This is a genomic window from Algoriphagus oliviformis (assembly GCF_017254915.1).
Lineage (GTDB): Bacteria > Bacteroidota > Bacteroidia > Cytophagales > Cyclobacteriaceae > Algoriphagus > Algoriphagus oliviformis.
Window position 1 is genome coordinate 114741 of the sequence record NZ_JAFKCT010000002.1, and the last position, 22843, is coordinate 137583.

At 53.9% G+C, this 22843-nt stretch carries 17 protein-coding genes and 1 pseudogene; 12 read left to right on the plus strand and 6 right to left on the minus strand.

Annotated elements, in window-relative coordinates:
• Positions 1-19 precede the first annotated feature (19 nt).
• On the minus strand, positions 20-2563 hold the full coding sequence (locus J0A68_RS06180; protein WP_206577319.1) for a M14 metallopeptidase family protein: 2544 nt from the start codon (positions 2561-2563) through the stop codon (positions 20-22).
• Between the two features lie 133 nt (positions 2564-2696).
• Here J0A68_RS06180 and J0A68_RS06185 point away from each other — a divergent pair, with 133 nt between their 5' ends.
• From J0A68_RS06185 to J0A68_RS06195, 3 genes are all read left to right on the plus strand, one after another.
• A complete protein-coding gene (locus J0A68_RS06185; protein ID WP_206577320.1) occupies positions 2697-3464 on the plus strand; it encodes a 3-keto-disaccharide hydrolase in 768 nt (255 codons plus the stop codon).
• A gap of 203 nt (positions 3465-3667) precedes the next feature.
• Complete coding sequence (locus tag J0A68_RS06190) at positions 3668-5008, plus strand: Gfo/Idh/MocA family protein (protein WP_206577321.1); 1341 nt, start codon at positions 3668-3670, stop codon at positions 5006-5008.
• Positions 5009-5357: 349 nt separating this feature from the next.
• The gene (locus J0A68_RS06195; protein ID WP_206577322.1) at positions 5358-5672 is read left to right on the plus strand and encodes a hypothetical protein; all 315 of its coding nucleotides are present in this window, start codon (positions 5358-5360) and stop codon (positions 5670-5672) included.
• A gap of 312 nt (positions 5673-5984) precedes the next feature.
• Here J0A68_RS06195 and J0A68_RS06200 read toward each other — a convergent pair whose 3' ends face one another.
• The gene (locus tag J0A68_RS06200) at positions 5985-6734 is read right to left on the minus strand and encodes a 3-keto-disaccharide hydrolase (protein WP_206577323.1); all 750 of its coding nucleotides are present in this window, start codon (positions 6732-6734) and stop codon (positions 5985-5987) included.
• A gap of 387 nt (positions 6735-7121) precedes the next feature.
• Between J0A68_RS06200 and ypfJ the strand changes: the two genes are divergently transcribed.
• Positions 7122-8021 (plus strand): KPN_02809 family neutral zinc metallopeptidase, encoded by a 900-nt coding sequence (gene ypfJ / locus J0A68_RS06205; RefSeq protein ID WP_206577324.1) that lies wholly within the window; start codon positions 7122-7124, stop codon positions 8019-8021.
• Positions 8022-8125: 104 nt separating this feature from the next.
• Here ypfJ and J0A68_RS06210 read toward each other — a convergent pair whose 3' ends face one another.
• On the minus strand, positions 8126-9352 hold the full coding sequence (locus tag J0A68_RS06210; protein ID WP_236021377.1) for an Nramp family divalent metal transporter: 1227 nt from the start codon (positions 9350-9352) through the stop codon (positions 8126-8128).
• 174 nt (positions 9353-9526) lie between these two features.
• Between J0A68_RS06210 and J0A68_RS06215 the strand changes: the two genes are divergently transcribed.
• From J0A68_RS06215 to J0A68_RS06230, 4 genes are all read left to right on the plus strand, one after another.
• Entirely contained in the window at positions 9527-10543 is a 1017-nt protein-coding gene (locus J0A68_RS06215; protein ID WP_206577325.1) for an alpha/beta fold hydrolase, read from the plus strand.
• A complete protein-coding gene (locus tag J0A68_RS06220) occupies positions 10533-11774 on the plus strand; it encodes a DNA recombination protein RmuC (RefSeq protein ID WP_206577326.1) in 1242 nt (413 codons plus the stop codon). The genes J0A68_RS06215 and J0A68_RS06220 overlap by 11 nt, the downstream gene beginning before the upstream one ends.
• Positions 11775-11932: 158 nt before the next feature.
• On the plus strand, positions 11933-13279 hold the full coding sequence (gene trkA, locus J0A68_RS06225; protein WP_206577327.1) for a Trk system potassium transporter TrkA: 1347 nt from the start codon (positions 11933-11935) through the stop codon (positions 13277-13279).
• A gap of 2 nt (positions 13280-13281) precedes the next feature.
• On the plus strand, positions 13282-14730 hold the full coding sequence (locus tag J0A68_RS06230) for a TrkH family potassium uptake protein (RefSeq protein WP_206577328.1): 1449 nt from the start codon (positions 13282-13284) through the stop codon (positions 14728-14730).
• On the opposite strand, the gene J0A68_RS06235 is transcribed toward J0A68_RS06230, so the two are convergent.
• Positions 14727-17186: a ligase-associated DNA damage response DEXH box helicase gene (locus tag J0A68_RS06235; protein ID WP_206577329.1), complete on the minus strand. Its 2460-nt coding sequence runs from the start codon at positions 17184-17186 to the stop codon at positions 14727-14729. The genes J0A68_RS06230 and J0A68_RS06235 overlap by 4 nt on opposite strands.
• A gap of 145 nt (positions 17187-17331) precedes the next feature.
• Here J0A68_RS06235 and J0A68_RS06240 point away from each other — a divergent pair, with 145 nt between their 5' ends.
• From J0A68_RS06240 to J0A68_RS23130, 4 genes and pseudogenes are all read left to right on the plus strand, one after another.
• Positions 17332-17844 (plus strand): hypothetical protein, encoded by a 513-nt coding sequence (locus J0A68_RS06240; protein WP_206577330.1) that lies wholly within the window; start codon positions 17332-17334, stop codon positions 17842-17844.
• A 209-nt stretch (positions 17845-18053) separates the two neighbouring features.
• Positions 18054-18698: a hypothetical protein gene (locus J0A68_RS06245; RefSeq protein ID WP_206577331.1), complete on the plus strand. Its 645-nt coding sequence runs from the start codon at positions 18054-18056 to the stop codon at positions 18696-18698.
• On the plus strand, positions 18695-19405 hold the full coding sequence (locus J0A68_RS06250; RefSeq protein WP_206577332.1) for a DUF3307 domain-containing protein: 711 nt from the start codon (positions 18695-18697) through the stop codon (positions 19403-19405). Before J0A68_RS06245 ends, J0A68_RS06250 begins: the two co-directional genes overlap by 4 nt.
• A 51-nt stretch (positions 19406-19456) precedes the next feature.
• Positions 19457-19600 (plus strand): annotated as a pseudogene (locus J0A68_RS23130) (hypothetical protein); the annotation flags it as partial.
• A gap of 159 nt (positions 19601-19759) precedes the next feature.
• On the opposite strand, the gene J0A68_RS06255 reads toward J0A68_RS23130, so the two are convergent.
• Together J0A68_RS06255 and J0A68_RS06260 are read right to left on the minus strand one after the other, a co-directional pair.
• A complete protein-coding gene (locus J0A68_RS06255) occupies positions 19760-20359 on the minus strand; it encodes a hypothetical protein (protein WP_206577333.1) in 600 nt (199 codons plus the stop codon).
• 10 nt (positions 20360-20369) lie between these two features.
• On the minus strand, positions 20370-22682 hold the full coding sequence (locus J0A68_RS06260) for a TonB-dependent receptor (RefSeq protein ID WP_317195092.1): 2313 nt from the start codon (positions 22680-22682) through the stop codon (positions 20370-20372).
• Positions 22683-22843: the final 161 nt, after the last annotated feature.

Genomic DNA, 22843 nt, shown 5'->3' on the forward strand with positions numbered 1-22843 from the left:
TATCTTAACTTAGAACCGGTCAATCCATGTTGTTTCCATGGAAAATCGCATTCAGAAACAGTTTGTTTGTGCCAAACCAAGTCCCACGGAAGTTTGGACTGTCGAAGAAATGCACCACCCGGCCTTGGCCGACCGGAGAGATCACCACCCCGGCGCTTTGCTTCAGCTTTTCCAAGTTCGCCTTCGAGATGTAGCCACCCAAGTGGGGATCCGCGGTGTATTTCACTGGCGTCAGGTATTTGTCGGCTGACGGCTTGATGAAAATGCTGGAGTTTCGGTACACCGGAAGCGTCTGGCGATGGTAGCCATAGGCGATGGGGTGGCTGAGGTCCAGCTGGGCGAGGTAGATGCTTCCGCCCACTTCTTTGGCTCCCTCGAAGTCATTGCGAACGGCAAATGGAAGGGAGTTGGGGTCTTTGGATGCGTCAACCAGCTCCACGGGCAGCTCTTTGCTGATGCCTTTTTGGCTGAGCCAGAGCGAGGCGTTTTTCATGGAAATGACCGTACCTCCGCGGCTGATCCAGTCCTTCAGGTGGTTGGTTTGTCCTTCGGAAAGGGAGTTGTATCCCCCGGAAGGCAGGATAAGGGTGTTGAAGTCAAAGAGGTTTGCTCGGCCCAGCTGCTCCATGTTGATCTTGGTGATGGGCATGCCCAGGTGCTGGTCGAGCAGGTTCCAGATTTCTCCCGCTTCGTAGGAGTTGATTCCGGTGCCCACGACCATGAGGATCTTGGGTTGCTGGATGGCGGAGACTGAGTTGGAGCCGAGGTCGATCCCGCTGAGGTTGAGTCCGGTGGTGACGGCGTACACCTTCTGGCTGTTTTTTGCCGCCAATTCTTTGATCTTGGCGCTGACTTCATCGGCTTTGAGCTTTTGGAAGCCCATGGGGATCATGAGCGTTCCTGCTGAAAAGTCCACCTTGCCGTCTTGGGTTTGGGAGGAAAAGGCCCCATGGACAGCTTCCACGTGGATGCCCGCTTTTTGGAGGTCGTAGAGCATTTTTGGCGCGTAGTAGTCTGACCAGTCGATGAGGTAGGCGTAGGCTTTTCCCTCGGGAAAAGAAAAACTTTGGCTCGACAGCTCGGTGACTTCCGTTCCTGCTTTTGCGCCAGCGGCAGCTGAAAAAGGCATCCCATAGGCGGCGGCCATGGTCCAGGCGGAAGCGTCATAAAAGACCGAATCGGCAAAGTCCTTCACATACTCAAACATGGTGCGTACCATACGGTATTGCGTCTGGTTGGTCGGGACGACCCAGGACTTGCCTTTCTTGAAAGACTGCCCACCAGCACTCAGGTCTGTGCTGTTTTCATAGACTTTGATCTTGTGGTCGAGGAGGAATTGGACAAAAAGCCGGTTTCTGCTTTCGTCGTATTCGTCGCCGAAGACATAGCTTTTCGCCGCGTCTTTGGCTCCCTCGGCTTTTGCGCTTTGGAAAAACTCCCGCAGGTACTCGTGCATGTATTCGCGGTTGTCCACGGCAGCTTCCATCGTGGCGAGGGAGTTGACGACGTGGTTTCGGATGGTGAAGGCAAAGGTGATGTCTCCCCGCTGGCTGCTCTGCACGTGGCCGCGGGAGCTGGCGGTTTCAAACACCAGCCCCAGCCCTCCATGGATGTCTGGATAGGTGGAGCCATAGCCCGGATAGCTGTTGTCAAAGACCTCTTTGGTCCAATACAGCGCACCGATCTCGTCCATGTATTTTGCAAAATAGGTGGCAAATCTCGGGTTGATGTCGTCGTAGTTTTTGCGCGGAACGACGGGGTTTTCCGAGCCATAGGGCTTCGTGGGTTCGAAGAAATAGGTGCTGTTGGTGCCCATTTCATGGAAGTCCGTTGTGACGTTGGGATACCACTGGTGGTACCACTCGACCTTGGCGCGGGACTCAGGATGGGCGAGGGGCAGCCAGTCCCGGTTGAGGTCAAACCAGTAGTGGTTTGTCCGCCCGCCTGGCCAGGCTTCGTTGTGCTCCCGGTCTAGCGGGTCGGCCACAGGGGGAAAGCCCTTGTTGGAATTGGCCCAAAGGCTGTGGCGGTCGCGCCCATCAGGGTTCAGGGTGGGGTCGATGTGGATGACCGCGTTTTCACGGATGTTTTTGGCGAGGTCGGACTGCGCGGCGAGCAGCCAGTAGGCGGTCAGCATGGCTGCTTCGGCCGAGGATGGCTCGTTGCCGTGGACTCCGTAGCCCAAATGGATGATCGACGGCATGGAGCTGAGGTCGGGCTTGGCCTGACTGGGGTCTGCCAGCTGGATTTGCTTCAGGCGGATTGCCTCCAGATTTCCCATATTGGCCGCAGAGGCCAGGGTGAGGATGACTTTTGGCCTATGCTCATGGGTATGGCCGATGGTCTGGAGCTGGGCCATATCGGTCACTTCGTCCAGCTTTTCGAAGTATTTGACAATGAGGTCGTAGCGGGTATGCCAATCCCCGATTTCGTAGCCCAAGAAGTCGGAGGGTGAGGGGATGGCGGGGTCGAATTTTTCCCCCGGAAAGTAATACTCCTCCTGAGCCAGCGCCGCAGGAGTGATCAAAAAGGCCAAAATCAGCCAGAGTAAAGGTTTATTCATGGTGGTCAATTTTCGATTAAAGTAAAAAAGGAAAGGCGCAATTCCCGCAAAAATCCATCAGCGGCTTTCCGATTCACGGCATTTTTCCAGTAATTTATCGGGTTAACAAACATCTCCTAAAATAATCTATTGTATGAAGAAGCAAGTATTTGCCCTGTCGCTGTTGGCAGTCGGCCTTAGCCTCAGTTCCTTGTCCCTGGCCCAAGAGCAGACTCCCCCCAAACTTCCGCCCCAAGCTACCGAGTTTTATACGCCTGTGCCTCCCAAGGTGACTCCGGGAGCCAACAATACCGCCCCGCCTTCGGATGCCATCGTGCTTTTTGACGGCAGCAGCCTCAATGGCTTTGTGAGCGCCAAGGAAGGAAATGGCCCGGCTGAGTGGACCATTGAAAACGGCGAGCTGGTCGTGGCGAGAGGCAAGGGGGATATCCAGTCCAAACTGGGTTTTGGAGACGCGCAGTACCATGTGGAATGGTCCGCGCCTACCGAGATCGTGGGCGAAGGACAGGGCCGTGGCAACTCCGGATTTTTCCTGATGGGAATGTACGAGGTGCAGGTGCTGGACAGCTACGAAAGCAAGACCTACACCAACGGTCAGGCAGGCTCTATCTACAAGCAACATCCGCCGCTCGTGAATCCGCTTCGCGCGCCAGGTGAGTGGAACTACTACGACATCATCTTCAAGGCGCCCCGCTTTGACAAAAACGGCATGGTGACCTCCCCGGCCACAGTGACGCTCCTGATCAACGGCGTGCTGGTGCAAAACAACGTGATCCTCAAAGGTCCAACCGAATACATCGGCATCCCCAACTACAAGGCCCACGCCGAGGAACTGCCCATCAAGCTCCAAGACCACGGCAACCCGGTCAGATTTCGGAATATCTGGGTAAGACCGCTATAATTTATGATTTGGGATTTTTGATTTACGACCTCAAACACTTAGTCTCAGCTTTTTTCTCCAGTTTAAACGGATTGTCAGGTTTGAAACTTAAAGAGCTATGACTTGGTGTTTGTGGTAATCTACAACGAATGACGTCGTAAATCGTAAATCAAAAATCTTACATTTCCGATATTTTTCTCAACAACCCAAAAACCTATCCCCCAATGTCTTCACGAAGAAAATTCCTCCAAAATACCATGCTGTTGGGAGCGGGGCTGAGCATGCCCTCGGTCCTCACGGCGGCGGATTTCGGGACTTTTACCCGGAAAATCAAGGCCTCCGACCAGATCAACTATGGCCTGATCGGCGCCAAAGGAATGGGCTGGTCCAATATGAACGCGCACCTCAAGATTCCCAATGCCAACTGCGTGGCCATCGCGGACATCGACCAGTCTGTGCTCGACCAGCGTACCGAAGATGTCTTCAAGCTGCGCGGCACACGCCCCAAGCAGTACAAAGACTACCGCAAGCTGCTCGAAGACAAGGATATCGACGTGGTGATCATCGGTACGCCGGATCACTGGCACTGTCTGAACATGGTAGATGCCGTCTCTGCGGGCAAGCATGTCTATGTGGAGAAGCCCATCGCCAATACCATCGAGGAATGCCAGCTCATGGTCAAGGCCCAAGAGCGCTATGGCAAAGTGGTGCAGGTAGGGCAGTGGCAGCGCTCGGGTTCGCAGTATGACGAAGCCATCCAGTACGTCAAGTCGGGCAAACTCGGCCAGATCCGTCTCGTCAAGTGCTGGGCCTACCAGGGCTGGATGAAGCCCGTGCCCGTACTTCCTGACGCGACGGTGCCTGCCGGCGTGGACTACGACATGTGGCTGGGCCCGGCGCCGAAGCGGCCTTTCAATCCCAACCGTTTCCACTTCAACTTCCGCTGGTTTTGGGACTATGCGGGCGGGCTGATGACCGACTGGGGCGTGCATGAGATCGACATTGCGCTCTATGCCATGGGCGTAAGTGCTCCCAAGTCGGTGATGGCTTCGGGAGGCAAGTTTGCTTATCCCAATGACGCCTCCGAGACTCCCGACACCTTGCAGACCGTGTACGAGTATGACGGGTTCAACATGCTGTGGGAGCACGCGACCGGCATCGATGGCGGCAACTACGGCACGACCGAGGGCATTGCCTTTATCGGTAACAATGCGACTTTGGTCGTCAACCGTGGAGGCTGGAAGGTCATCCCGGAGACCCAAACCGTGGATGGCAAAAAGGAAAACAAAGTCGAGGAAGTGCCCCACACCAAACCCCAAGGGAATGCGCTGGACCTTCATGCGGTGAACTTTGTGGAGGCGGTGACGGCCAACGATCCCTCCAAGCTCAAGTGCGCCATCCAGACCGGTTCGGTGGCAGCGATCAACGCCCAGATGGGCAACATCGCCTACAAGACCGGCAAGAAAGTGTATTGGGATGCGGGCAAAAACCAGTTTACCGACTCGGAAGCCAACCAGCTGATCAAGGCGCACTACCACAATGGCTGGAACCTGCCCAAAGTATAACGTCATTGCGAGAAAAGCCCCTCGACGATAGGAGAGGGGATTTGCGAAGCAATCTCATTTGTATTTATGAGTTTTGATTTGAGATTTACGAGCCCTCCAGAGAGATTTGGAGGGTTTTCTTTTAGTTTGGACTATGGATGAAGTGAGGTTTCCGCTATTTATAGAAAAGAAGGGCGGAATGCGAGTGTCGAGAAGTGTTTGGCTCTTTGGTCTTCTTATGGGAAGCTTACTGGCCTTATAGGCGAATCAAAAATATTTCAATTTAGACTGGATTGAATCCATCTTCTATCCAGTCGTATGGCTAGCCTTTTTGACATGGGTTTTTTTTATTTTTTATTCCCAAAACGAAATGGAGAAACTAACGGGTGATTTTAGCGGGCTGTTGATTTTTCGAAAAAGATCTATAAAGGTTGTTGATGATGAAATCGATCTGGATGAAATACAAAAGATGGAATTCAATGCTTCAGACTTTGACGGGAAAAAATGGATGAATTTTAGATCTCCTGATCCAAAATTGTCCAACGGGATAAACAATCGCGCTTCCTTAGTGACTAAGAAAGGAGTGAGGCTCGATTTCAATTTCCAACAAGCCTATGAGGACGAATTTCATCTGAAAATGAGAAATCTGTTGATTTCCTACCACTTAGCCGACAAGATCTCATGATCCAATACATCGGGATCTCGGATAGCTACGAGCGTATCCAAGAGTTTAAGAAGGAGCTGGAAGTTCGAAGACAGGCTCAGATATAAGGCTTTTTTGGTTGTAGTTCTCAACGGACCCACCCACGGTTACTGAAGGGTTTGACCCTTTCAGGGTCTTTAGTGTTCGTAGTCAATTTCGGATGAACGACCACGGAGTGGTCAAACCCTCAATAGCCTTGGGCTTAAGCCCAAGGAAATGAGGTCGGTTTCCGTCCCGCAAGCCCAAAGGGCTGGAACCATGGCAGCTGGGATGGTCAGATTTGGGATATCTCCCCTACTTCACTGCCTTGATCCAAACATTCCTGTACAGTACATCATGTCCCTCGGCTTGGAGCTTGAGGCCCCCAGGCGTGTCCGTGATGCCCTTTCCGCCATCGTTTCCCCCGTCTATCCCAGAGTTTGGTCCGCCCCAGACTTGCTGGATTTCCACATTGTCATGGATTTTTACCCCGTTGAAAAATACCGTCACACGAGCCTTTTCGGTCAGCTGGCCATCGACAAAGCGGGCAGCTCTAAACTGGATGTCGTAGGCATTCCACTTGCCAATGCCGCGGTATTCCTCGGAGGTAGGCAGGTGTTCGTTGATCACAGCGGCCATGCCGTGGGTGCCGTAGTCTCCGTCCAGTACCTGGATTTCGTAGCGGTTTTGGAGGTACACGCCGCTATTTCCGCCTTCCTTTTGTATCAAAAACTCCACGTGCGCCTCAAAGTCCCTGAACTCGTCCTTGGTCACGATGTCCGCTGAGCCGTACTTTCCGCCCGCGGCGGCTGGATCGTTGCTGCTGATGGCCGTGCCACCGTCCACCGGGTCGGAGACTTCCGGCCACTTGATCGGCATCTCGGCGCTGAAGCGTGGGCCTTCCCAATACTTCCAGTTTTTATGCAGGGATTTGGCGGTGCCGTCGAGGTATACTTTGGCTCCTTTGGGGGCTTTGGTACCCAGGTAGTCGGTGCTTTGGGCCAAAGCAGCCGTGGAGGCAAGGAGCAGGGCGGCCAGTGGGTAGGCAAAAAACTTCAGTTTCATAGGTTAGGGGTATTGTTTGTAGGTTTCGGTGAAATTCAAACATGATTATCCACAATCTTGCCAGTAAGCGAATTTGCTTCTATAGTCGGGCCTGCCTGAGCAGACAGGCTGGAAGACCCCGACACGTCGGGCAGGCGATGATCGAAGACCGAAGTAGGGCAAAGCCCCAATTTTAGCGTTCTTTCGGATTGTCGCGGCTGTCTACGGGCATAAAAGCGGATAATCATAAATTCAAATCAGGACAGTTCCATGATCGACCAATTTGGTTAAATTTAGCCGAATTCAAACTTTTTATCCCATGAAATCGAGCCTGCGGCAAAAGTCCCCGACGAACGGTGGGGAGACCCGCGGGATTTCGGTACACCTCTCAAATCAAATTACAGGCATATGAAATGGCAAGGCAGAAGACAAAGCTCAAATATCGATGACAGAAGAGGTCAGGGTGGCTCTGGAATGGGCGGAGGGGGATTCAATCCCCTCCTGATCGGGCCGCTGCTCAAGCTGCTTTTCTCCAAGACAGGCCTGATCCTCATTGCGGTCTTCATAGGCGGATCGCTTTTGCTGGGCTACAATCCGCTGAGCCTGATCGGAGGGATGATGGGGGCTGGCGGCAGCCAGGGACTGACTTCCGAGAGCTATGCCCCGACTGCGGCGGAGGAGGAGATGGCTGCCTTTTCCGCAACGATTCTGGCGGACACGGAAGACGTCTGGAACCAGCAGCTGCAAAACTACCGCGAGCCGACCTTGGTCTTGTTTACCGGCTCGGTCAATTCCGCCTGCGGATCTGCCAGCAGTGCGACGGGGCCTTTTTATTGCCCGGCAGATGAGAAGCTCTACCTCGACCTCAGCTTTTTCGAAGACATGGAGACCAAGCTGCGGGCAGGAGGGGATTTTGCCTATGCCTACGTGATAGCCCATGAAGTGGGACACCATATCCAGAAAATCATGGGAATCACCGACGAGGTGCATAGCCTCCGTGGCCGGGTGAGCGAAAAAGAATACAACCAAAACTCCGTCATGCTGGAGCTACAGGCCGATTTCCTCGCGGGAGTGTGGGCGCATCATAGCCAGCAGACCGCGGGCATGATGGAGGCGGGAGACTTGGAGGAAGCACTCAATGCCGCCAACGCAATCGGCGATGACCGTTTGCAAAAGCAGGCTAGCGGTCGCGTGGTACCGGACTCTTTCACGCATGGCACCTCCGCCCAAAGGATGAAGTGGTTTAAGAAAGGCTTTGAATCCGGCGACCTGCGCCAAGGCGATACCTTCAATGCGCCTGATCTGTGAAGATTCCAAGTTTGAGATTTGAGATTTGAAATTTGAGGTGCCTCTTTTTGCGTGGCACCGTTCCCTTGTTCCCCGTGACTCCTATTTCGTAGATCGTGGATTCTTTAAAACCATCCCAAGACCGTCCCCACGCTTTTGATCCCCAGTACCAGCGTGATCAGCCAGATGAGTATGGCCACGGCGGTAGCTAAGGGCGAGTTTTTGTATTTTCCCAAGACCGATGACTGAGCGGCGATCCAGATGATCCAGGCACTGATCAGCGGGAGCAGTACTCCATTCGCCAGCTGGGCCAGGGTGATCAGCTGCACCGGCTTGATGCCCAGAGAGGAAAATACGAGCCCCAAACCCACGATCAGCCCCATGCTCCAGCGCATGGCGTTTGACCTGATCTCGGTGTCCCAGCCCATCATCCCACAGACCACCAAGGCGGCAGCCAGGGGAGCGGTCATCGCCGAGGTCATGCCCGCAGCCAGCAGGCCAAAGCCCATCAAGTATCCGGCAAATCGCCCGAACACGGACTCCAAGCCTTTGGAAACGTCCATTGCGGAGCTGATTTCCTCGCTGGTATTGGCGGCTCCCACGATCAGTATTGCCATGGAGACCAAGCCGCCGAGGATCACAGAGAGCGCGATGTCCCTTCTCATCAGCGGTAGCTCTGATTCGCTTTTCCACTGCTTTTGGACCAGGGAGGCGTAGAGGAACAGGTTGTAGGGCACGACCGTCGTACCGATCAGCGCGACGAGGGTCGGGATTTCCTTTTCGCGCCAGCTGGGAACAAATCCCCGCAAAAGCTGCGTCCAGTCGGGCTGGGTCATGAGTGCTGTGCCCACGAAAGCAAAGGACATCAGGATGACCAGGGCGACAAGAACCCGCTCCAGCACACGATAGTTTCCACTCCAGAGCAGCAGAAAGGCCAAGGCGCCCAATACGAAGTTGCCCAGCTGGATCTGAAAACTGCCGACTTGGATACTCGGCGCTTCCCAGTAAAAGCCGAGGCCGAGGTTGGCTCCGGAGATATTGCCGGATTCATAGGCGGCGTTGCCCAGCACGATGGCGACGAGCACCAAGGTCATCGCGGCCAGTCTGACCAGGGGTTTGCCCTTTTGGCCTCGGATGAGGGTGCTCAGGTCCTTGCCGGTGACGATTCCTATCCGCCCGGAGATTTCCTGTAGGATGACTGTCGCCGTGATCGAGAGTGCCATCGCCCAGAGCAGCGAAAAGCCAAAATTGGCGCTTGCCAGGGTGCAGACCGTGACGGTGCCTGGCCCGATGAATGCGGCTGCGACCAGCGGCCCCGGCCCGATGTTTCTTAGTGGATTTTTCAGTTTCAAGGAAGGAATTTTGCTGAAAATAGAGATTTGAGAAGAATTTTTGTAGGTTTTGGTAAAAGGCTGGAAATATTCCGAGATCAGGCCTGAGTCCGTTTTGGATGGACGGCGAAGTCTGCAAAGAATAGAAGAGCCTGGGCAGGCGATTTTCAACCAATTTATCCGATGGCTTTTTCTATGAAATGGATCAACCGTATAGCCAAGCTCTTGGCGGTTTTGCTGTTGAGTTGCGTGTTCTTTTTTCTGCTGCTCTACCGTGGGGATATCCCTGCTGAGGAGCTTCTGGCCAAGTACAGGACTCCGGAATCCCATTTTGTAAAAGTCGACGGGGTGAATGTCCATATCCGGATGATGGGGGAGGGGCAGCCGATCATCCTGCTTCACGGCAGCTTTGCGTCCCTCCATACCTGGGAGGCCTGGCAAAAGGAATTGAGTCAGCATTTTCTCACCATTTCCCTGGATTTTCCGGGACATGGACTTACTGGTCCGGATGAGCTGAAGCGCTATACAGTGCAGGATTACAGGGACTTGGTGCTGTCCTTGGCAGAAAAGCTCAATGTGGAACGCTTCCATCTGGCGGGTAATTCCATGGGAGGCGCGGTGGCTTTGGAGGTAGCGGCGACGCGGCCCGACAAGGTGCTGACGCTGGCCTTGGTAGATGCTTCAGGCGCTCCGCGCAGGCGGGTGAGGACACTGGAGACGGAGGCCGATTCCCTCGAGACCGAAAAGCCCTGGATCATGAGCTTGATCCAAAACCGCCTCTTTTCCCAAATTCTCCTCAAATGCACTCCCAAATTTCTCTTTGCGATGAACCTCCGGGATGTGTATGGCGACGAATCCAGAATCCGGGCGGAGACCGTGGAGCGCTACTACGAGCTCATGCTCAGGGAGGGCAATCGCGAAGCTACCCTGGCTAGAGTCGGGGTCGACCGAAAGCCGTTTTCCGACTTTGGCCGACTGAATATGCCCACCCTGATTCTTTGGGGCGGAAAAGATGCCTGGATTCCAGTTTCCGATGCCTATGAGTTTGAGAAGTCCATTCCGGGGTCTAATCTGGTGGTCTTCGAGGAGGCGGGGCACGTACCGATGGAGGAAATCCCGACGGAATCTGTCGCGGAATACCTGTCCTTTCTCGGCGTGAGGGTGAGAAAAAACTACCTTGAGCCTCCAAAACAAATGGCCTATGCCCACTGAAGTGCTGCTGTTCATCGTCATCGGGATTCAGGTTTTGCTCCTGATCGTGGTGCTGATGAAGGGGAAGGGAGACCGGGAACAGGTTTTTCTCCAAAATGAACTGGCTCGGATGAGCAAAGACCTGGCTCAGGCGCTGGGTGAGGCGCGGCGGGAGTCCGGCGAAAACCTCAGCCGTCAGTTTGGCCTGATCTTCGAAACCCAACGCGCCGGAGCCAAAGACCAAAACGAGGCCTTGAAGGCTTTTGGGGAAGTGGTGCGCAACACCATGCAGGATCTGAACAACCTCCAGCGGGAGAAATTTGGCGAGCTGAGTCGACGGCAGGATGAGCTGGTGCGAAATACCGAGACGCGGCTGGAAAAAATCCGGGAAACGGTGGAGGAAAAGCTCCAAAAAACACTTGAGGCCCGACTAGGGCAGTCCTTTGAGTTGGTGAGCAATCAGCTGCAGGCGGTGCAAAAAGGCCTGGGGGAAATGCAGTCCCTGGCCAACGGCGTCGGAGATCTCAAGCGTGTCCTGAGCAATGTCAAAAGTCGCGGCGTGCTGGGTGAATACCAGCTGCAGGCCTTGCTGGAAAACATGCTTTCCCCCGACCAATACCTGTCCAATGCCTCGGTCAACGGCAGCCGGGAGCGGGTGGAGTTTGCCGTGAAGATGCCCGGTCAGGACGCACAGGTGCTTTTGCCCATCGATTCCAAGTTTCCGCAGGAGTCCTATCTCCGGCTGGTGGATGCCTATGACCTGGGGGAAAAGCAGGCGATAGAAGCCTGTCGCGCCGAGCTGATCCGCGCGGTGAGAAAGTCCGCCTTGGACATCCAGTCCAAATACATCCATCCTCCGGGGACGACCGATTTTGCCATACTTTTCCTCCCTGTGGAGAGCCTCTACGCTGAGATCCTCCGCGAGCCGGGGCTGGCCCAGCAGCTCCAGCAGGACTTCAAGGTCATCGTGACTGGGCCGGCGACCTTGTCGGCGATTCTGAATTCGCTCCAAATGGGCTTCCGTACTTTGGCGATCCAGAAGCGGAGCTCGGAGGTGTGGCAGATCCTGGGGGCGATCAAGACCGAGTTTGGCAAGTTTGGCGATCTGCTGGAAAAGACCCAAAAGAAGCTCAACGAGGCCAATTCCGAGCTGGACAAGCTGGTGGGGGTCCGTACGAGGATCATTCAAAGGAAACTCAAGGAGGTTCAGGAACTTCCGGACTCGGAGAGCAAAACGCTGCTGGAAGACTGAGGAATGCCAGGGCGAGAAAATCCCAAAAAGAGTAGGATGGGAGGGGGACTTATATTTACCTTTTAGGTCGTTTGGCAAAAGAAAAACCCTTATACCCTGAAAACCATGAATAAAGGTTATAATTTTGCCACCCTTCAAGATCACACGGGAATACCTCTATGGGGATGAACATTGTAATCGCAGGAGCCGGAGACATGGGCTACCATCTGGCTGAGCGGTTGAGCTACGACAACAAGGATATCACGCTGATAGATACCGACCGAAGTGTGTTGGACTATGTGGCTTCAAAGCTTGACGTGATGACCATCCAAGGAGACGCGACCTCCATCGACGTGCTACAGCAGGCCAATGTGGAGGACACCAGCATGCTCCTGGCAGTCACGACCTCCGAAAAGACCAATCTGGTCACGGCGGTTTTGGCCAAGCAGCTGGGGGCCAAGCGGGTGATGGCCCGGGTCAGAAACCACTCCTACCTGAATGAGGAAAATGTGCCCTACTTCCAAAATCTGGGCATAGACAACCTGATCTCTCCCACGATGCTCTGCTCCAGGGAAATCCACAAGATGGTGGAAAATTCCAGCTTTACCGAAGTTTTCGACTTTGGTGGAGGCAAGCTCAACATTGTGGGGATCACCCTCGACCAATACAGTCCGCTCGTCAACCAGCGGATCATGGACACCAAAGAGGATCCGATCTACGAGGATATCCGCATCATCGCCATCGTGCGGGATCAGAAGACCATCATCCCTCGGGGCAGTACCATCATCCGAAACAACGACCACGCTTTTTTCATCTCGCACAAGAAAAACACCGAAACCATCATCGAAGCGCTTGGCCAGAAGAAGGTCAAGATCAAAAACGTGATGATCATCGGCGGGGATGACATGGCGGTCACCACGGCACTCAAGCTGCAGAAGGACTACCGCGTGACCCTCGTCAACAACGAAAAGGATCGCTGCAAGTGGCTCGCTGAGCAGCTGCCCAATACCCTGGTGATCAACGGGGACTACAAAAACATCGAGCTCCTGGTGGAAGAGGGATTGGAGCAGATGGACGCGTTTTTGGCTTTGACCATGTCCTCCGAGACCAATATCATCACCAGCCTCTCCGCCAAAAACCACGGGGTCTACAAGACCATCGCCCATGTCGATACCCGCGAATACATCCATATCTCGCACAGCATCGGGGTGGATTCCCTGATCAACAAGAAGCTGGTCGCGGCTAACGAAATCACACGATACCTCAGAAAGGGTACTGTCGATGCCGTCTCGGGGATCTACGGCGTCGATGCGGAATTTATCCAATACAGCGTCTGCAAGACCAACCGCCTGACCAAGCATCCGCTGCGCGAACTCCATTTTCCGTCCACGGCTATCGTGGCTGGGGTCATCCGGGGGGAAAACGTCCACATTCCCGACGGGGACTTCATCCTTCAGGTGGATGACAAGGCCATTGTTTTGGCGCTGCCGGAAGCGAAACAGGCCCTAGAAAAACTCTTCCACTAAGCATGATCCATTTCAAAGCCATTGGGAAAATCATGGGCGCCCTGATGTTTTTGATCGGGGTGCTGATGCTGCCGGCGGTGTTTTTCTCCTGGATCTATGGGGAGAATTCCACTCCGATTGTCATTTCGGCGGCGATTTCCCTCTTTATCGGAACCATCTTTTACTTCTCTTTTGCCAAATACGACCAGCTGATCCGCAAGCGGGAGGGCTACTTGGTGGTCACCCTGAGCTGGGTGATCATGACCATCTTTGGGATGCTCCCGTTTTTTCTCTCAGCCGAGGTGAGCAGCATCAGCGACGCGGTATTTGAGACCGTTTCGGGGCTGACCACCACTGGCGCTTCCATCCTCACCGACATCGAGGCCATGCCCAAAGGGCTTCTTTTTTGGCGGAGCATGACGCAGTGGATCGGTGGTTTGGGGATCATCGTGCTGACGGTGGCGATCTTTCCGCTCTTGGGAATCGGGGGTAGTGAACTGTTTGTCGCGGAGTCGCCGGGGCCCACTTCCGACAAGGTGCACCCGAGGATCTCCGAGACTGCCAAGCGGCTTTGGTACATCTATGTGGGCCTTACGGTGCTGGCGACTTTGCTCTATTGGGTGGGGGGGATGACCTTTTACGACGCGATCAACCATAGCTTGACGACCATGGCCACTGGAGGATTTTCCACCAAAAATGCCAGCATGGCCTTCTACGACTCGGCATTTATCCAGTATGTGGCGATTGTGTTCATGTTTTTGGCAGGGACTAACTTTACCCTGATCTACTTCGGCTTGGTCGGCAAGTTTTCCAGGGTTTTGAAAAGCGACGAATTCAAAGCCTACGCCGGAGCCTTGATCCTTTTGACATTGGTGATTTTCATCGGCATTCTCATGCGCTCGGATTATCCCGGTGAATTGGCCTTTCGAAAGGCCGCCTTCCAGGTCGTCTCCATCGTCACCACCACGGGCTTTGTGACCGATGACTACACCCAATACGGCATGGGAATCACGTTCATCTGCTTCATGATGCTCTTTTTGGGCGGCTCTGCGGGTTCTACTGCGGGTAGTATCAAGTTTGTCCGGCATGTGGTGTTTTTGAAAAACTCCTGGCTCGAGTTCAAGCGCATCGTGCATCCGCGTGCCATCGTACCGCTGATCATCAACGGGGAAATGGTAACCGGCCGGATCATCAACAATATCATGAACTTCCTGCTGATCTACCTCAGCACCTTTGTGGTGGGGGCCCTCACGATCTCCGTTTTGGGCTACGATCTGGAGACTTCGCTTGGCGCGGTGGCAACCTGTCTGGGGAATGTTGGCCCGGCAATCGGCAAGGTCGGCCCAGTGGATAATTTCGCCTTCTTTTCTCCCGCCGCCAAAAACATCCTTTCCTTCCTCATGCTTCTTGGCCGACTGGAGCTCTTCACCATCCTCATCCTCTTCACGCCTTTCTTCTGGCGCGCCAACTAATCGGCTTCTCTCATCTGTGCCAAAATCTTCACCACCTGATCCTCGACCGTCTCCGAGCTGATGCTGGAGCGGCTTAGCCGGTCGACCATCAGCGGGAAGGAGAAGGGGGTAAATTGCACCGGATGCTTGATTGCTATCCTCAGCCCGTTGAGCTTTCGCATGGCTTGCACAAATTTCTCCTGCTCCATCTGCTGGTTGAGCGCTTCCTTGTGGGCTTGTTTGAGAAGGAGGTTTTCGGGATCGTATTGCTCAAAAACTTGGAAAAGAAGGCTTGCATTGGCTTGGATATGCTTGAAGCTGGTAGGCTTGCCGGGATATCCTTGGAATACCAGTCCGGCGATGCTGGCGATTTCGCGGAACTTGCGCCGGGACATCTCGCTCTCGTTGACGCAGTGCAGGATGTCCCGTTCGATGTTTTTTAGGGAAAAAATATCCTCCTCCATCACTTCCTCTGGGGAGACGTACACGTCCGACAAGAGCTCAAAACCATAGTCGTTCATCGCCATGCTGAAGGAGACCGGGAAGCTCTGGGAAATCCGATAGGCGATCAGCGCAGCCATGAGCTCGTGGATCATGCGGCCTTCGAAAGGGTAGAAAAACAGGTGGAAGCCTTCCTCGCTTCGGTGCGTCTCGATCAGAAAGGTGTCCCTATCCGGCACTAGGGAAAGCTTTGCCTGCAAATCCAACACCGGCAGCACCCGGCGGACTTCCTCCGACTGGACTATCCCATGGTTGTAGTCTTGGAAGACCTGGCGGATCTTGTCTGCCAGCTTGGAGGAAAGAGACATCCGGGCGCCAGACCAACTGACCACGTTTTTGGTTTTCTTTTCCGCAAGTCGGGTGATGGCGGTGAGGTCTTTTACCTGTACCAGCTCGAGACTTCGCCCTGCGAAAAAGAAGCGGTCGCCGATTTTCATTTTGGCGATGAAGTGCTCCTCGACTGTGCCTAGGTAGGCTCCGTTTTTCAGCTTGACTTTCAGCACCGGGTCGGAGACAATCGTGCCCATGGAGAGGCGGTGCTTCATGGCGATGCGTTTGTTTTTCACCCGGAAAAGGCCATCCTCGTCCCGCACGACCTTCAAAAAGTCCTCGTAGCTTCCCAGGGAATTGCCGCCCTTGGTGATGAAATCCATCATCCAGTCCATTTCTTCCCGTGTCAAGGCCCGAAAGGAAAGGGATCTTTTTGCTACCTGGAAGACAAAATCCGGGTCAAAACCCGAGCCCACAGCCAAGGTGACCAGAAACTGGATCAGTACGTCGTAGGGAAGATCCGGAGGGTACTGGGACTCCATTTCCTCCTTTTCTATCGCATCCCGGAGCGCCGCTGCCTCGATCAGTTCCAGGGAGTTGGTGGGGACAAAGAAGATCTCCGAGGGCAATCCCGGCTGGTGGCCTGCGCGGCCCGCCCGCTGGACAAAGCGCGCAACGCCCTTGGGACTTCCCACTTGGATCACGCGATCCACCGGCCGAAAATCCACGCCCAGATCTAGGCTGGAGGTGCAGACGACGAGCTTGAGCTTGCCTTCGTGCAGGGAGTTTTCCACCCAAGCCCGGACCGTATTGTCCAGCGAGCCGTGGTGCATGGCGATCCATCCCGCCCAGTCCGGACGCTCCGCCAGGATCTTTTGGTACCAGATCTCGGTCTGCGAGCGGGTGTTGGTAAACATCAGGACGGTCTTGCCTGCTTCGATGACGGGGATGACCTGATCCATCATGCGGATGCCGAGATGGCCCGACCAGGGATATTTCTCGATTTCCTCGGGAAAGACAGAATGCAGGACGATCTCCTTGTCGACTTTGGCCTTGATGATGTGGATGGGAAGCTCCGCTCCCAAGAGCGCCTTGGCAGCCTCCTCCAGGTTCCCGATGGTCGCAGAGATCGCCCAGCGACGGAACGTGTGCGGGCAGATGGCTTGGATGTATTCGAGGGCCAGCTGCATCTGTACACCGCGCTTGTTGCCCACCAGTTCATGCCATTCGTCCACGACCACGGCCTTCACCGTCTGGAAGAGGTGGTGATGGTCTTTTTGCGAAAGCAGCACGTGCAGGGTCTCGGGAGTGGTGATGAGGCACTCCGGTGGGCGGCGGTTCATCGCGGCCCGGGTTTTGGGATCGGTGTCGCCGTTGCGGACGGCCACTTGCCAAGGCAGGCCGATGACCTCGCAAACTTCCTGCATGGCCTTTTGGATATCCTGTGCCAAAGCACGGAGCGGTGTGACCCAGATGAGCTGTATGCCGTTGTTGCGCTGCTTTTGCCAAGAGTCGGGATGGTTTTGGATAAACTCCAAAATGGCCGGAAACCACAGCGCAAAGGTCTTTCCCGAGCCGGTGGGCGCATTGAGCAGGCCGGACTTTCCGTCCAAAAAATCCCTCCAGGTATCAAGCTGGAATGGAAATGGAGTCCATCCCTTTTTCTGAAAATACTCCAGGCCCAGACTCAGTCGCTTATCTTCCATGGTTTTGTTTCACGCCTCGCAAATTCGCCTGAAATAACGGTTTTGGGTTAAGACGTGACGCTATTTGTCGATGAATTTGGTATTTTTCCAAAGTAATCAAACAGGATACGAAAGCATTTCGTTACTTGGGATAAAACTACACCGCATGAGAAAGTTGATCCTTGCCTTTTTTATAGCCCTCGGACTGGGAGCCTGCTCCGAGCAGGAGCCCGATCTGTACACCGGCCAGCAATTGGAGTTTGACCTGTTCAAGTCCAGTGATTTTGACTCCAACGGCACGCTGACCGTGAAGGAGCTCCGGGACGGCAAGCTGGAGTTTGATATTCAGCTCGAGGGTGCGAAGTCTTCTACAGCATACGATTTTCCCGCCCACCTGCATTTCGGAGGCTATGATCAGGCGGATGCACCGATAGCTTTTTTGCTTAATCCGGTTTCTTCCAAAGACTTGGAAAGCCACACGGTCTTGGGCAGCTTGTCAGATGGTACGAGCTTGGATTTCGAGCAAATGAAGACCTTCGACGGGCACGTGAAAATCCACCTGGCCAGCGAAGGACCGGACTACGCCGTGATTTTGGTGGCTGGTAACCTTGGCTCAAACACCTATGGGGAAGTCGGCTTTGATGCCTCCCGGATCGCGGTTTGCGGCAAGAGTTTTTAAGCCAAACAAAGAACTTATCCAAAAGGCAGTCTTCGGGCTGCCTTTTGAGTTTGTGTACTATTGCAGCTTTGTGCAATAACCCGAGATATTGCAGGATTCCACAATAATTCGAAATATTGTAGGATCCCGCAATAATTGATAATATTGCAGGATTGTGCAATAATTGAAATTATTGCATATTACTGCAATAATTTTGTGACCGAGCTACTATGATTGCTGTATTAAAAGGGGATATCGTCGCGTCCAGAAAGCTGGAAAACCAAGAGTATTGGCTTCAGCCACTGAAGGAGCTACTTGGAAGCTGGGGGAGTACCCCCGAGAATTGGGAGCTGGTCTGGGGTGATTTTTTCCAAGTAGAAATAGCCAATCCGGAGGAAGCACTGCACAAGGCCTTTGAGATCAAGGCGCTCATCAAGAAGACCAAATCCCCCGACAGCCCAAAGCTGGTGGGTGCGATAGATGTACGGATGGCCATCGGGATCGGTGAGAAAACCTACTCCGGACAGCGAATCTCCGAAAGCAACGGCTCGGCCTTTATCCATTCGGGCGAAAAATTTGACTCGCTCAAGAAGGAAAACACCTTCCTGGCGGTCAAAAGCAAATGGGAGACCTTTGACGAGGAAATCAACCTGTACCTGAAGCTGGCCGAGACCTTCCTGGAGCGCTGGACGGTATCTTCGGCCGAGCTGGCGGAGATCGTCCTGCAAAACCCCGACATCACCCAAGAGGAGATAGGCAGGCGCATGGGCATCAAGCAAAGCGCCGTCAGCGGAAGATGGGGCAGGGCCAATTTGGATGAACTTTTGAAAATCGAGCAGGTCTTCCGCCGCAAAATCAAGGAACTGCTGCCATGATGGTGTTGCTGAAGCTGGTTTGTGCGCACTTTATCGGAGACTTTGTCTTACAGCCGAAGTCCTGGGTTTGGGAAAAAGAGCGAAACAAGGCCCAATCCCGCAAGCTCTACCTGCATGTCCTCATTCATGGCTTGCTGGTAGGCTTGTTTCTCTGGGATCGAAGCGGCTGGGCTTGGGCGCTGGCGGTGATGCTTTTTCACCTCACCATCGACTTGGTCAAGCTCTATGCGCAAAAGCCGGACAGCAAGGCGAGATGGTTTTTGATCGATCAGGCGATGCACCTGCTGAGCCTGATTGGGATCTGGATGGTGGGTTCTGGTGTGGATGTGTCGGAGATTTACTCTCGTACTGAGCCAAGTGTGCTATGGCTTTTTGGAACGGCGATACTGTTTTTGACGGCGGTCAGCGGCATCGTCGTACAAGTCCTGCTTTCGACTTGGTCGAGGGTTTTGGAAAAGGAATTTGACGATTCCCTGAGCAATGCGGGCAAGTATATCGGGATTTTGGAGCGCTTGTTTGTCTTTACCTTCGTCGTCACCGGCAACTGGGCCGCAATCGGGTTTCTGCTCGCCGCGAAGTCCGTGTTTCGGTTTGGAGACCTGAAGGAATCCAAAGACCGCAAGCTGACCGAATACATTCTGATTGGGACTTTGCTCAGCTTTGGGATAGCGATTGCTACGGGAATGTTGGTTGCAAGCCTTAGCTAAGATGGATGTAAACGGAGAAAAGCTAATGGACGGAGCTTTTGCAAAGTCGTCGCAGGTACGCACAAAGGGAAATCCGGCGTAGTCCGCGATATCAACACCAGCAAAACCGGCCATATCACGATCACTGTGGTGCAGGCGGATGGAGTTAGGTTTAAGACGCTTGGGAGGAATGTGGAAGTTCTGAGGGAAAGTTAATGATAGGCGTATGGCCGGATTTACCACTAGGAGTCAAAATCCGTCGAATTCGACGGGTTTAGCTTTGGTACTAAAACGGAAAAACCATAGACGACATAAGTTCTTAAAATGAAAAAGGCAGCTTTTCGGCTGCCTTTTGTAATTCAATAAGTTTTCTGATCAATTCTCGATCACGACCGGAAAGGTGATGTCCAGGTCTGTTTCTCCGCCTGCTTGCTCGTAGGTCGGGAAGTTGGGGTTGGTGGCACCGGGATAGCTTTTGTCCAGGGCATGTCTCAGGACGATTTGCATCTGGGTGTTGTTGGTGCCGGGAGAGGAAGATACGCCCAGCTCGGTCTGTAGACCGATGAGCTCCCCGCTAGGATCGTCATAGGCGATAGTGAGGATATTGCCGGCAAAAGCACCTCCGACGAAGAAGAACTGGTGCTCGTCGGCTTCTTCCAGAATCTCTTCGGTGATGTCCTCGCCCGCGATGCTGTTGGTTACGGTGATGTTCATGCGGTAGGTCTTTCCTTTTTTCACGGTGACCGTCTCGATGGTCGGAGTGGCGCCGATCTCGATGCCTTCCGGATCGCTGGCCTTTGCAGAGAAAGGTGTACCTACTGCGTTGCCGCTCGCGTCAAGCTCCTGAAACGTCAAGGTCACGTCAGTGATCACTTCGGCGTCGTTTTCCGGAACCGGATCATCGCTTTCGCAGGAGGCAAATCCCATCGCCAGGATGGAAAAAAGGTAGATCGGGAGCTTTTGGAGATTTTTCATAAGTGGTTAGTTAAAATTGGTAATTGAGTTTTAGCAAGATATTTCTGCCCATGTCCGCGGTAAAATAGCGGAATCGATTCATGTATTCTTTGTATTCGGTATCGAAGAGATTGTTGACCTGAAGTCCGATATTGAATTGGTTTTTAGCCAATTGTATTTTTTTCTGGTAGCCAATGTTGAAAAGCGCATAGCCTGGAGGGGCAGGAGCCAGGTCAAAGTCCGGTTCGCGCGTTTGCTGGGCCACCAGGACATTGCTGATGGTGATCTTGTCGGAGTTGATATTCTCTTTTTTCCCAAGGGCATAGGAAAAGCCCCAGTCCATGCGGTCGGAGGGAATGAAAGGGAAGTAGTTGTCCGCGTCTGTATTCTTGGCCCGGATGATCGATCCTTTCAGATAGGCGCTTGCCCGGTCGGTGAAGTTGTAGCTGCCCGAGAGGTCAAAGCCATAGAAGAAGGCATCCGCCTGAAGGTACTCGTAGACGTTGAACGTCCCGCGCAGGGAGACGTAGGTTTCGCCGGTAGGATTCAGATAGATGTAGTTGTTGATCTGGTTGACGTAGGCGGTCAGTTCGACCAGTGCTTTGTCACTTTCGTATTCCAGGCCGTTGACCCACTTGATGGACTTCTCGGAGACCATAGTCGGATCGCCGATTTCCACTGCCGCAGCACCGTGGTGCAGCCCTTGGCTGAAAAGCTCGTTCACGTTGGGCGGTCTCCAGGCCGTGCCTAGATTGCTGGTGAAGGCAAAATAGGGGCTCAACTGGTACAGCCCGCCGACAAAAGCCGAGAAGTTTTGGTACTCCAGATTGGACTGCTGCAGCTCTTCCTCCACATAGCGCGCGGCTTCCACTGTTCGATAGTCATAGCGCAGTCCCGCCTCCAGCTCCAAGGGACCTTTGAGGTATTTTTCCATCGCATAGATCCCGCCGTTGAAGAGGTCATAGTTCGGGATCAGCGGGGTGACTCCGGTGCCGGGCACATTGGAATTGGCCTGCTGGATCACGTTCAGCCCAAAGGAGCCGCTCCAGTTTGGCTTCAGGTTGTGGTCGAGGAAGAGGTCAACTGTGTTGGTGAAAAGCTCCAAATCCAAGCTGGGTTTGGCATTGAGGTCGCCGCGTCTCTTGTCATATTCCTGTCGGTTGTTGAGCTGGAATCCATATTGGAAGTTGAGCTTCCAGTTGGGATTGAGGTGATAGTGGGACTTGAGCTTGGCCAGGTGGTGCGTGACCTGCTGCTTGGGATTTTTTATTTCGTAGGAAAAGTCCGCGTCCGTAAACGGCCTTCCATTTTCGATGATGTCTTCCAGATCGGAAAGGTTGCCGGTATGGGCATCCGTGAGAATACCGATTTCGGTATTGAAATAGCTGTAGTAGGCTTCCACGCCGAGTTTTTCCGAGCTGTAGCCCGCCGATCCCGAAAAGTTGTATTCAGCCATCCCGGTATTGTCTTGGTAATAGTCGGGAGACTTGACGTTTCCGGCTCTTTTGGCGGAGCCCTGCACCCGATAGCCGAGGCCTTTGATCTTGCCGGAGCCGCCGAGATAGGAGGCGGAAAGATTGCCCATGCCTCCGTTGGTGGCACCGAGCAGGTGGATGTCGGTTTGGCTGGTCTTGGTGGTCGGCAGGGCAGGGGGATTGACCAGGATCACGCCGCCCATGGCCTCTGGCCCAAAGCGAACGGTTTCCGCGCCTTTGATCACCGTGATTTCGTCGGCGAGAAAAGGATCGATCTCCGGTGCATGCTCGGCGCCCCACTGCTGGCCTTCCAGTCGGATGCCGTTGTTGAGGATCATGATTCGATTGCTGTGCATGCCGTGGATCACGGGCTTGGAGATGGTATTTCCGGTGGAAAAGGTCGTCACCCCGGCTACGCGCTTGAGGCTTTCGCCTAGGCTTTCGCCCCGCGCTTGAAGCATCTGGTCTCCGTACAGCGACGTGACCGCTGTGGTCGTCTGCACCGCATCCCGGTGTCCATGCACTTCCACCGAGCCCAGGTCTAGGGACTCTTCCTCCAGTCGGAAGGTCTGCGCCGTGGAGTTGCCGGATAGGTTGACGGTTTGCCGGATTTCCTTGTGTCCGAGAAACTTCACGCTGACGGTGTAGGTGCCCGGGCAGAGATCCCGGACGACGAAATTGCCGTTTTGGTCGGAGACCGCCCCGGTGCGGGTTTCCAAAATCCAGACATACGCCGCCTCAATGGCCTCATCGTTTTCCAGATGCAGGATTTTGCCCCGCAGCACCAGGTCACAGGTCTGGGACATCCCGAGCTGCGAGAGGAGAAATAAGATGAGAAAGAGGGCCGGAGTACTGTACTTCGATTTCACGCCCCAAAAATAGAATCAGTTCGAGGATAAACCCAAGCTTTTTGAAACAAAGTTGCAGAAAGTGATAAATGGCAAAAAAGAGCCAAAAGGCAAGGTCAACACCGGGACAAAAAAAAGCCTGCGCCTTCCTACGGGCACAGGCAAAAAAAATCAACACAACC

What these genes read in the sequence shown, in the direction of transcription:
- J0A68_RS06250 (WP_206577332.1), top strand. Translation starts at nt 18,695, where the DNA reads ATGATGGTGTTGCTGAAGCTGGTTTGTGCGCACTTTATCGGAGACTTT.
- J0A68_RS06235 (WP_206577329.1), bottom strand. Translation starts at nt 17,186, where the DNA reads ATGGAAGATAAGCGACTGAGTCTGGGCCTGGAGTATTTTCAGAAAAAG.
- ypfJ (WP_206577324.1), top strand. Translation starts at nt 7,122, where the DNA reads ATGAAATGGCAAGGCAGAAGACAAAGCTCAAATATCGATGACAGAAGA.
- J0A68_RS06240 (WP_206577330.1), top strand. Translation starts at nt 17,332, where the DNA reads ATGAGAAAGTTGATCCTTGCCTTTTTTATAGCCCTCGGACTGGGAGCC.
- J0A68_RS06220 (WP_206577326.1), top strand. Translation starts at nt 10,533, where the DNA reads ATGCCCACTGAAGTGCTGCTGTTCATCGTCATCGGGATTCAGGTTTTG.
- J0A68_RS06230 (WP_206577328.1), top strand. Translation starts at nt 13,282, where the DNA reads ATGATCCATTTCAAAGCCATTGGGAAAATCATGGGCGCCCTGATGTTT.
- J0A68_RS06245 (WP_206577331.1), top strand. Translation starts at nt 18,054, where the DNA reads ATGATTGCTGTATTAAAAGGGGATATCGTCGCGTCCAGAAAGCTGGAA.
- J0A68_RS06215 (WP_206577325.1), top strand. Translation starts at nt 9,527, where the DNA reads ATGAAATGGATCAACCGTATAGCCAAGCTCTTGGCGGTTTTGCTGTTG.
- J0A68_RS06180 (WP_206577319.1), bottom strand. Translation starts at nt 2,563, where the DNA reads ATGAATAAACCTTTACTCTGGCTGATTTTGGCCTTTTTGATCACTCCT.
- J0A68_RS06200 (WP_206577323.1), bottom strand. Translation starts at nt 6,734, where the DNA reads ATGAAACTGAAGTTTTTTGCCTACCCACTGGCCGCCCTGCTCCTTGCC.
- trkA (WP_206577327.1), top strand. Translation starts at nt 11,933, where the DNA reads ATGGGGATGAACATTGTAATCGCAGGAGCCGGAGACATGGGCTACCAT.
- J0A68_RS06195 (WP_206577322.1), top strand. Translation starts at nt 5,358, where the DNA reads ATGGAGAAACTAACGGGTGATTTTAGCGGGCTGTTGATTTTTCGAAAA.
- J0A68_RS06185 (WP_206577320.1), top strand. Translation starts at nt 2,697, where the DNA reads ATGAAGAAGCAAGTATTTGCCCTGTCGCTGTTGGCAGTCGGCCTTAGC.
- J0A68_RS06190 (WP_206577321.1), top strand. Translation starts at nt 3,668, where the DNA reads ATGTCTTCACGAAGAAAATTCCTCCAAAATACCATGCTGTTGGGAGCG.
- J0A68_RS06255 (WP_206577333.1), bottom strand. Translation starts at nt 20,359, where the DNA reads ATGAAAAATCTCCAAAAGCTCCCGATCTACCTTTTTTCCATCCTGGCG.